Origin of the sequence: Veillonella parvula, from assembly GCF_040094895.1 — a bacterium.
GTDB lineage: Bacteria > Bacillota > Negativicutes > Veillonellales > Veillonellaceae > Veillonella > Veillonella parvula_L.
Genome location: NZ_JBBNGV010000010.1, coordinates 1 through 8,028, shown reverse-complemented (window position 1 = coordinate 8,028; position 8,028 = coordinate 1). Strand labels below are relative to the sequence as shown.

Sequence of the window (8,028 nt, the reverse complement as noted above, 5' to 3'; positions counted from 1 at the left end):
TCTTGGTACTTAATACGAGTGATGTTGTTACCGTCTAAGTCTGGATCACCTTTATCAACGGTAATATCCGCATTACGGCCGTCTTTACCAGTTAAACCGATATGACCAACACCGTCTTTACCGGACATGGATACAGCATCTTTACCGTCTTTGCCTGTGATACCTACCTTGCCGTCTGTACCCTCAGCACCGTTAGGGCCAGTAATGGATACCCCGTCCTTACCGTTTTTACCAACTTTTACCTTATCAGTAGTTAAGCTGTCAGTCTTAAGGTTTTTCGCCATCTTGATAGTAACATTACCATCTTGGTCGGCTACGGTTTTAATATTTTCGCCGGAATATTTATCGTCAGACTCTTTACCTTCACCTTTGATAGTAACCTTTTGGCCTAAATCACGGTGGAATTCACCTGTATTACCGGCGAAATTCATACCTTTTTTCGTGATTTCATCACCTAGGTTAGTAATCTTATTATCCAAGGCTTTGTGAGATTTTTGCAATTGGTCTTCTGTAGCAGCACGACCGCTTGTGATGTTGTTAGGATTCCAATCTTTGTTTTCCAAACCTGTCACATAACCGTCTTTACCATCAACAGATACCTTACCTGCTGCAATCTTACCATCTTTACCGTCGATAGTTACCTTGTCGCCAGCTTTAATGGTACCGTTTTCACCGTCAATTGTTACATTGCCAGCTTTAATCGTACCTTTGTTGCCGTCGATTGTAACTTTATCACCAGCCTTGATTGTGCCTGTAGTGCCATCGATTGCGATTTGTTTCGTAGCATCAGTACCCAATGTCACTTTGTCTTTAAGACTTACTTCATAGTTCTTTGAACCATTCGCATTGGTGCTAGGTGTCACAGTAATATTATTACCTGCCGATACTGTTGTAGATGCAGCTGCTGTAGCTTTATCCAATTGAGATTTATTAACTGCATCGTTAGGGTCCGTGCCATCAGCAACATTCGTAATCTTGTTACCGCCGTTATTTAAGCCGTCTTTTGTAAGACTTACTGCATCGCCACCAGCACGATTGATGGTCATGCCATCACCATTGATAACAGTATTATTGCCGCCGTTTGTGAAAGTAGCAGACGTCAAGCCTTTCAATTCTTTCGCTAAGCGCAATTTCAATGTATCGGAACCGTCGGAAACAACACCGATGTTGTCTTCAGTCGCTAATTTGCTTTCATCGGAGATACCGCCCTTAACATTCACTTGGTTGTTAAGTTTCTTTTTAATCACATTGCCTGTATCGCCGCCGTACATCATACCATCGTCAAGAGTTGCAAGTGTATGTGTATTACCGTCTTTATCTTCGGTCACTAAACGATTAATGCTTGTACCATCTACACCGTTTTTAGCGTCGCCACCTTTAAGTGTAACGCCGTCTTGACCGTTTTTACCAGCAATAGCCACACTATTAGCTTTGAGGTTTTTGTTCATCTTCACATCGATAGTTGTGTTGCCAGCTTGATCTTGTGTGATGAAAGTTTTAATGTTTTCACCGCTGTAGTTAGCATCAATATCATTACCTTCGCCCTTAACAGTAACCGTAGAGCCAAGTTTATTAGTTTTTACACCGCCACTGTTAGCATCGAATTTCAAACCTTTATTAGTTAATGCGTCTTCACTATCTTTGATTTTATCTTTTAAGTAATCCACATTAACCGCTTCGCTACCATCGTTGCCTGTAGCATATGCCAAGTTTGTCACATGAGTGCCACCCGCTTTGTTAGCATAGGCAGGACCTTCGTAACTTACTTTAGTTTTATCAACAGTGCCAGCAGGATCCAAGTCATACTTAACAGCACGATCTGTCAATTTATCAAGGCTAGATTTAGATGCAACATCCTTAATCTTAACAGTTTCTTTTTGACCTGCATGGTTTTTATCCTCTACAGTCAAGTCAACATCGCCATTAGAATCAACAGTATAAGCCTCATCTGCAGCAGCTGTATTTTTCACCAAACGGTAATCTGTAGCAGCAGCACCTTGATTCTTAACAACATCACTAATCTTTTTCAATTGATCTTCTGTAGCAGCACGACCGCTTACAGGATTAGATGTATTCACATCCCAATCTTTATTATCAAGACCAGTTACATAGTTCTTAGTATCAGCGTGTTTACCCATTGTTACACCGCCGGCTTTCACAGTATCTGTAGCTGTCAATGTTTGAACATTAAGGTTTTTGTTCAATTTAACGCCGATTGTAGTATCATCGCCAGTTTGCGTAATTTCAGTAGTAATATTACCATCACCATTTACTGTTACTTTAGAACCAAGTTTATTCGTTTTTTCATCGTTATTATCAGCGTTGAAACGAAGACCTTTATTGATTAGTTCAGTTTTGGCATTACTGATATTAGTATTTAATTCGTTTTTAGCCTCGTGTAATTGACCGCCGTTTACAGCGTCTTTGCTACCTGCACCTACAGTACCATCAGCAACATTGGTAATTTTTTGATCGTTCGCATTGATACCTGTTGGAGATACATAATTCTTACCACCCACAGTCAAGCCACCGTTGTTAATAGTAGTACCACCTGCTGTAACACTGTCCAAGCCAGTCAATGTTTTAGCTAGTTTCACATTCAATGTGCCATTACCGTCGGATTCAACGCCGATATTACCATCGGATAATGTGCCTGTTGCACCGCCTTTAACGGTTACAGTATCACCTAATTGTCTGTTACTTACAGTACCTGTATCACCAGCAAAGTTCAATCCTTTATTAATTTTTGTATTAATAGTGGAGATGTCTTGCTTGTTTTGAGCGATATTGCCAGCATTATTTGTGATATTTTGCTTATTATCAGCGATATTTTGTTTATTCTTGTCAATTTGAGTCTTATTAGTGTTAACTTTATCGTTAACTTTTTTCAACTGATCTTCAGTAGCACCGCGACCAGATACAGCCACAGGATTATCTTCATTCCAATCTGTATTTGTAAGGCCTGTTACATGACCAGCATCACCGTCTACAGTTACAGGATGTGCTGTACCTACGGTAATTTTATTGCCTAAACCAACAGTATATTCCTTACCGCCTGCTGCGTTTGTACTTTCTGTTACAGTTACATTCGCATCCTTTGCTTTTACAGTGGATGCTTTGGCTGTACCACCGATAGCAGCTTGTAATTGACTATAGTTTACTGCATCATTAGGGTCGCTACCATTAGCAACATTAGTAATCTTTTGATTATTCGCATTGAGACCTGTTGGAGATACATAGTTCTTACCACCTACAGTCAAGCCACCATTATCAATCTTAGTATTACCTGCTGTAACGCTATCTAAACCTGTCAATGTTTTAGCTAATTTCACATTCAATGTGCCATTGCCGTCGGATTCAACACCGATATTACCGTCGGACAATGTGCCTGTAGCACCGCCTTTAACAGTTACAGTATCGCCTAATTGTCTGTTGCTTACAGTACCTGTATCACCAGCAAAGTTCAAACCTTTATTAATTTTTGTATTAATAGTGGAGATGTCTTGCTTGTTTTGAGCGATATCAGTTTTGTTCTTAGCAATATCGCCAGCATTTTTTGTGATATTTTGCTTGTTAGTGTTAATATCTCCAGTATTTTTATCGATTGCAGTTTTATTGGTATTAACTTTTTCGTTTACCTTTTTCAACTGATCTTCTGTAGCAGCGCGGCCAGATACAGCCACAGGACTATCTACATTCCAGTCTTTATTTTGAAGACCTGTTACATAACCTGTAGTGCCGTCAATCGTTACAGGGTTTGCTGTACCTACTTTAATAGTATTACCCAAAGTCATGTTGATAGTTGTATCACCATTGGCTTGTGTAATTGCGGCATTGATATTGCTACCGTCACCTTTGATGGTAACTTTAGAACCTAATAGGTTGTTTTTAGGACCACCTGTATTAGCATCGAAGTTAAGGCCTTTATCTATAGTATCTTTATTGAATTTAATAGCATCATGAATCGTGCCTTTACCAGTATTACCGATATTACTCATCGACAAGTTGCCAGTATCAGGGTCAAGCGCTGCATTGCCACCTAAAATACCTTTTGTAGTGCTTGCTAAATTACCCAAGGTATTGGCAACAGCATATAATTGGCTACCATTGATTGCATCTGTAGATTGTGCATCCACACGACCTGCAGCTACATTTGTGATAGTACGTTTTAACGTATCGCTACCTACACTAAGTGTGGAATCAGCAGAGCCACCGGCATAGTTTTTATACCATAAACCATTTACCAATTGATTTGGTGTGCTTACTGTATTATCAGTCTTGGAATTAGCGCCTAGTGCAACGGAACGTTCATGTGCTGCATTAGCAGATACACCTAACGCCATAGAATTTGTCTTCTCAGCTTTACTGCTTAAACCTAACGCTACAGAACCTGTCGCACCAGCAGACGTAGAAGATTGTACCCCTAGTGCTAGGGAATTACCACCAGATGCAACAGAACCATCACCAGCCGCGATATCAGCATAGGCATTTGTCGTACTACCCCAACCAAGTGCAGTAGAGTGAGAGCTATTAGCTGTAGCATTCGTACCCAATGCAGCAGACCCTTGTTTAAAAGCCTTAGAACCATTACCAATAGCTACCGCCCAATCACCTCTAGATTGAGAACCATTACCCATAGAAATGGCACCGCCACCACCGGCTTTTGCATCATTACCTAGCGCCATGGAGGAACCACCCCAAGCACGAGCATTAGAACCGAAGGCTTGGTCATTATCTTTCCCTACAACAGTTCCATTCTCATCAATACCTGCCCACGCTTCATTACCAAGCGCAAAACCATTAGTAGAACGAACGCGAGTACTATTACCAATAGCAACCGTATTATTACCACTCGTATATGAGTTACGACCGATAGCCACGGCTTGTGCCCCGTCAGCACTAGTACCTGAGCCAATAGCAATTGCATTTACAACCGTAGTTGTAGCACTTTGACCGATAGCAATACCACCAGTCCTTTGATTTGCCGGAACACTTTTCCCTTTATTATCATCAACAGTTACAGTTGCACCACGACCAATAGCGATACCAGCCAAAGTTCTACCTTCATCCGTATCACCTCTACCTACAGATGCACCTGTACCTACTGAGATACTATAATCACCATTAGACGCTGTATTATCACCAATCGCGATACCACCGTCGTTTTCAGCTGTCGCTCCATTACCATTTTTAATTGGTGCCCCCAAGGCATCTGTAGGCATCATAACGCCTGTCAACATAACGGCAACTGCTGTAGCACCTACCATTTTAGAGAATACAACCGACAAAGAAGACTGTTTCGTCATGTTTTTTGCTGTTTCTGCCACAACAACATAGCAGCCCTTTGTGCGATTCCAAATCACTTTAAATACTCGATTCATTAATCTTTCTCCTATAAAACTTATAAAACTTACTAACTAACTATCTACATTTTTAATGAAATAACAATGATAGATCGATGATGTATTGAGAATTCATCGACATTCTTGAATGTGTATATCTAAAATACCACAAATTACGGGAAAAGTAAACTTTTTTTCATTTTATTTTCATAAAACTTTTGTGTTTAAGTTATTAATAATTTCGATAAAATTAAATATACTGAATATTCTGCATAAATGCTGTATTTTTTTACTATTATTCACCAACTTTCATAAATAATACTAATATGCTCCATAATTATGTCCCAATATCACACCATATGTAACCAATTTATTTTCTCTTCATCATTCTGATTTATGATAGACTATATAATAGAATGATATCTTTTCATAAACGGATATCGTACAGTGTTTCTGCCATTTTGACTCAATGTACGTACACAATTACTACATACCTACTTAAGCCAATTAACTATTGCACAATCAATAAAGGTAGCATTTTATTATATAGTAAAAGGAATGACAGGTGAAATTCAAATCGCCTTCATTCCTTTTTTTATTCCAAGTCCCTCTAAAGGCGTATCGGCGGACTTTATAGGCTTTATAGAAATAGAGCATATGTGTATAAAAACAATTTATACGATTACTCCATGTGTTTTTTAATTTTTATTGTTATACTGAAAGCAGAAAGGAGGAAGAAATCTATGTCAGAACTCAATATCTTACAACAAAATATAGATAAACCAAATACGGTTACCGAAGAAGATATCGTAGTTACACGAGATAATCAAACTTTCACAATCAAAGGTCGCTTTAATGGGGAAGAAGGCGTATTCACATATGATGCGGACGTTCAACCTAACGATCAGTTACAATTTCTGCATCACAACTTTACGGCCATCGTAAAAAAAATTACATATAAGGTGATTCAAGGTCAGCGAATCACATTGATTGCAAAATTATATGCATAAAAATATCGGGGTATTGTTAATACAAACAACACCCCGATATTTTTTATCGGTCATACAATTATAAGAAATACAACACAACAACACTTAATTCTTATAATTGAATCATCTAAAATTATTGAATTGTTGGTGCATTAATCGCTTTACGAAGATCCACTGTGTGAAGTTCGTCCATCGCAGGAGCTGCTTTTTCATCCACAGGTTTCACGCGATTATTGCCATCTTTCATAGCTTCGTTCAAGCTGAAGATGACCATTTCGTTCATGTAGAAACGCAATTCATCATCATGTACATTGGCTGTATTACGATCCAAGATATCGATGATTTGTTGCGCATAGTCCAATTTAGCGTCTTCAGATACAGTCGCATGTTCTGTAAAGAACTGTTTGTAATCGTTGTACAAACGGTCCAACGCTAAACGACCATAGCTATCGTTTTTATAACGATGGCTCACGATGTACCAGCTACGACGAACGTTCATGTAGTACAACACATTATTACGGTACCGTTCTTGACCGGTCATAACGCGGGAATCGTCCATGATACGTTTGCCCTTTTGGTCCAATTGGAATTGTGTGAAAGCATTAACAACGTCGCGAACTTCTTCGCTAGGTACAGGAACAGCTACTTCCGCTTCAATTACGTTTAATGGTTCAGCCGGTTGTTCTGGCATCATCAATCGATCTTGAGCCGCATCCGCTTGACCTACCGCGCATACACAAGCAAGTGCCAATACAGGCATAAATGTTTTGAATTTCATAAATCCTCCTAATGACGAGCCGCCCCCCAAAGGGCGGCTTTCATATTCCTTACATGATTCTTACATGACTAGAGTATACTAAATAACCCATTTAATCAAGTCAAATTTACTTTGTAAGCCCTGCTTGTTGCATCAACAATGCAATTTGAGCCTTCATTTGTTCATTATCTTCCTTCACAGAGGATAATTCATCAATACGTTGTTGCATACGTGCATTGTCAGCCTTCACTGAAGACAATTCATTAAGGCTTTCTTGCATGCGTGCATTTTCAGCTTTCAATGCTGTTACCTCATCTTGCAACACATAAACGGAGCTGATAGGGCCACCTTTATAACGTTCTGGAACCGCTTTCTTCGCATCGGAGTTACCGAATTTGTGAGTTACACCAGCATTCACCATATTGTGATGACCACCAACAGATACACCCAAATGGAACATAGTATCTTCTGCAGTGTAATGTGCAACACCTAACGCCGCCGCAGTTTCACCTCTGTAATTACCAACACCAGCCATTACTTGAGTTGGCTCCAATGGATCGTATTGAATTGGTTTCAACGCAGCCATAGCCGCTGCATGAGCGCCTACACGTTGTGTTTCACCCGCTACAGCATTGATTGCATTCGCCATCTTATCTGTTGCACCTTTTAATTGATTTACGTTAACCGCATCAGTGCCGTTTACACCAGCCGCAACATTGGTAATTGTATTACCACCGTTGTTAAGGCCATCTTTAGTAAGGCTTACAGCATTACCGCTAGCAGGTGTAATTGTTACACCGCCACCATTCATAACTGTCGTATTACCTGCCGCATCCTTAGTGGTTACTGTTTCAAGACCTTTCAAGTCTTTCGCCATACGAACCTTAAGGTTGCCAGTACCATCGGATACGACACCTAAATTGTCTTCTGTAGTCAACTT

At 39.7% G+C, this 8,028-nt stretch carries 4 protein-coding genes; 1 reads left to right on the top strand and 3 read right to left on the bottom strand.

All coding sequences use genetic code 11. From position 1 onward, the window contains the following. Positions 1-5,381 (bottom strand): ESPR-type extended signal peptide-containing protein (locus tag AAAT26_RS09555; RefSeq protein ID WP_349209158.1); only part of this gene is annotated, 5,381 nt, incomplete at its 3' end. A 704-nt stretch (positions 5,382-6,085) separates the two neighbouring features. Here AAAT26_RS09555 and AAAT26_RS09550 point away from each other — a divergent pair. After that, the gene (locus tag AAAT26_RS09550) at positions 6,086-6,352 is read left to right on the top strand and encodes a hypothetical protein (RefSeq protein ID WP_004692901.1); all 267 of its coding nucleotides are present in this window, start codon (positions 6,086-6,088) and stop codon (positions 6,350-6,352) included. A 112-nt stretch (positions 6,353-6,464) separates the two neighbouring features. Here the strand turns inward: AAAT26_RS09550 and AAAT26_RS09545 are convergent, their stop codons facing one another. Next, positions 6,465-7,109 (bottom strand): hypothetical protein, encoded by a 645-nt coding sequence (locus AAAT26_RS09545; RefSeq protein WP_004692902.1) that lies wholly within the window; start codon positions 7,107-7,109, stop codon positions 6,465-6,467. Between the two features lie 106 nt (positions 7,110-7,215). Further along, a partial coding sequence (locus AAAT26_RS09540; protein WP_349209156.1) for a YadA-like family protein occupies positions 7,216-8,028 on the bottom strand: 813 nt, incomplete at its 5' end.

Coding starts and splice junctions, on each gene's coding strand:
- AAAT26_RS09550 (WP_004692901.1), top strand. CDS start 6,086: ATGTCAGAACTCAATATCTTACAACAAAATATAGATAAACCAAATACG.
- AAAT26_RS09545 (WP_004692902.1), bottom strand. CDS start 7,109: ATGAAATTCAAAACATTTATGCCTGTATTGGCACTTGCTTGTGTATGC.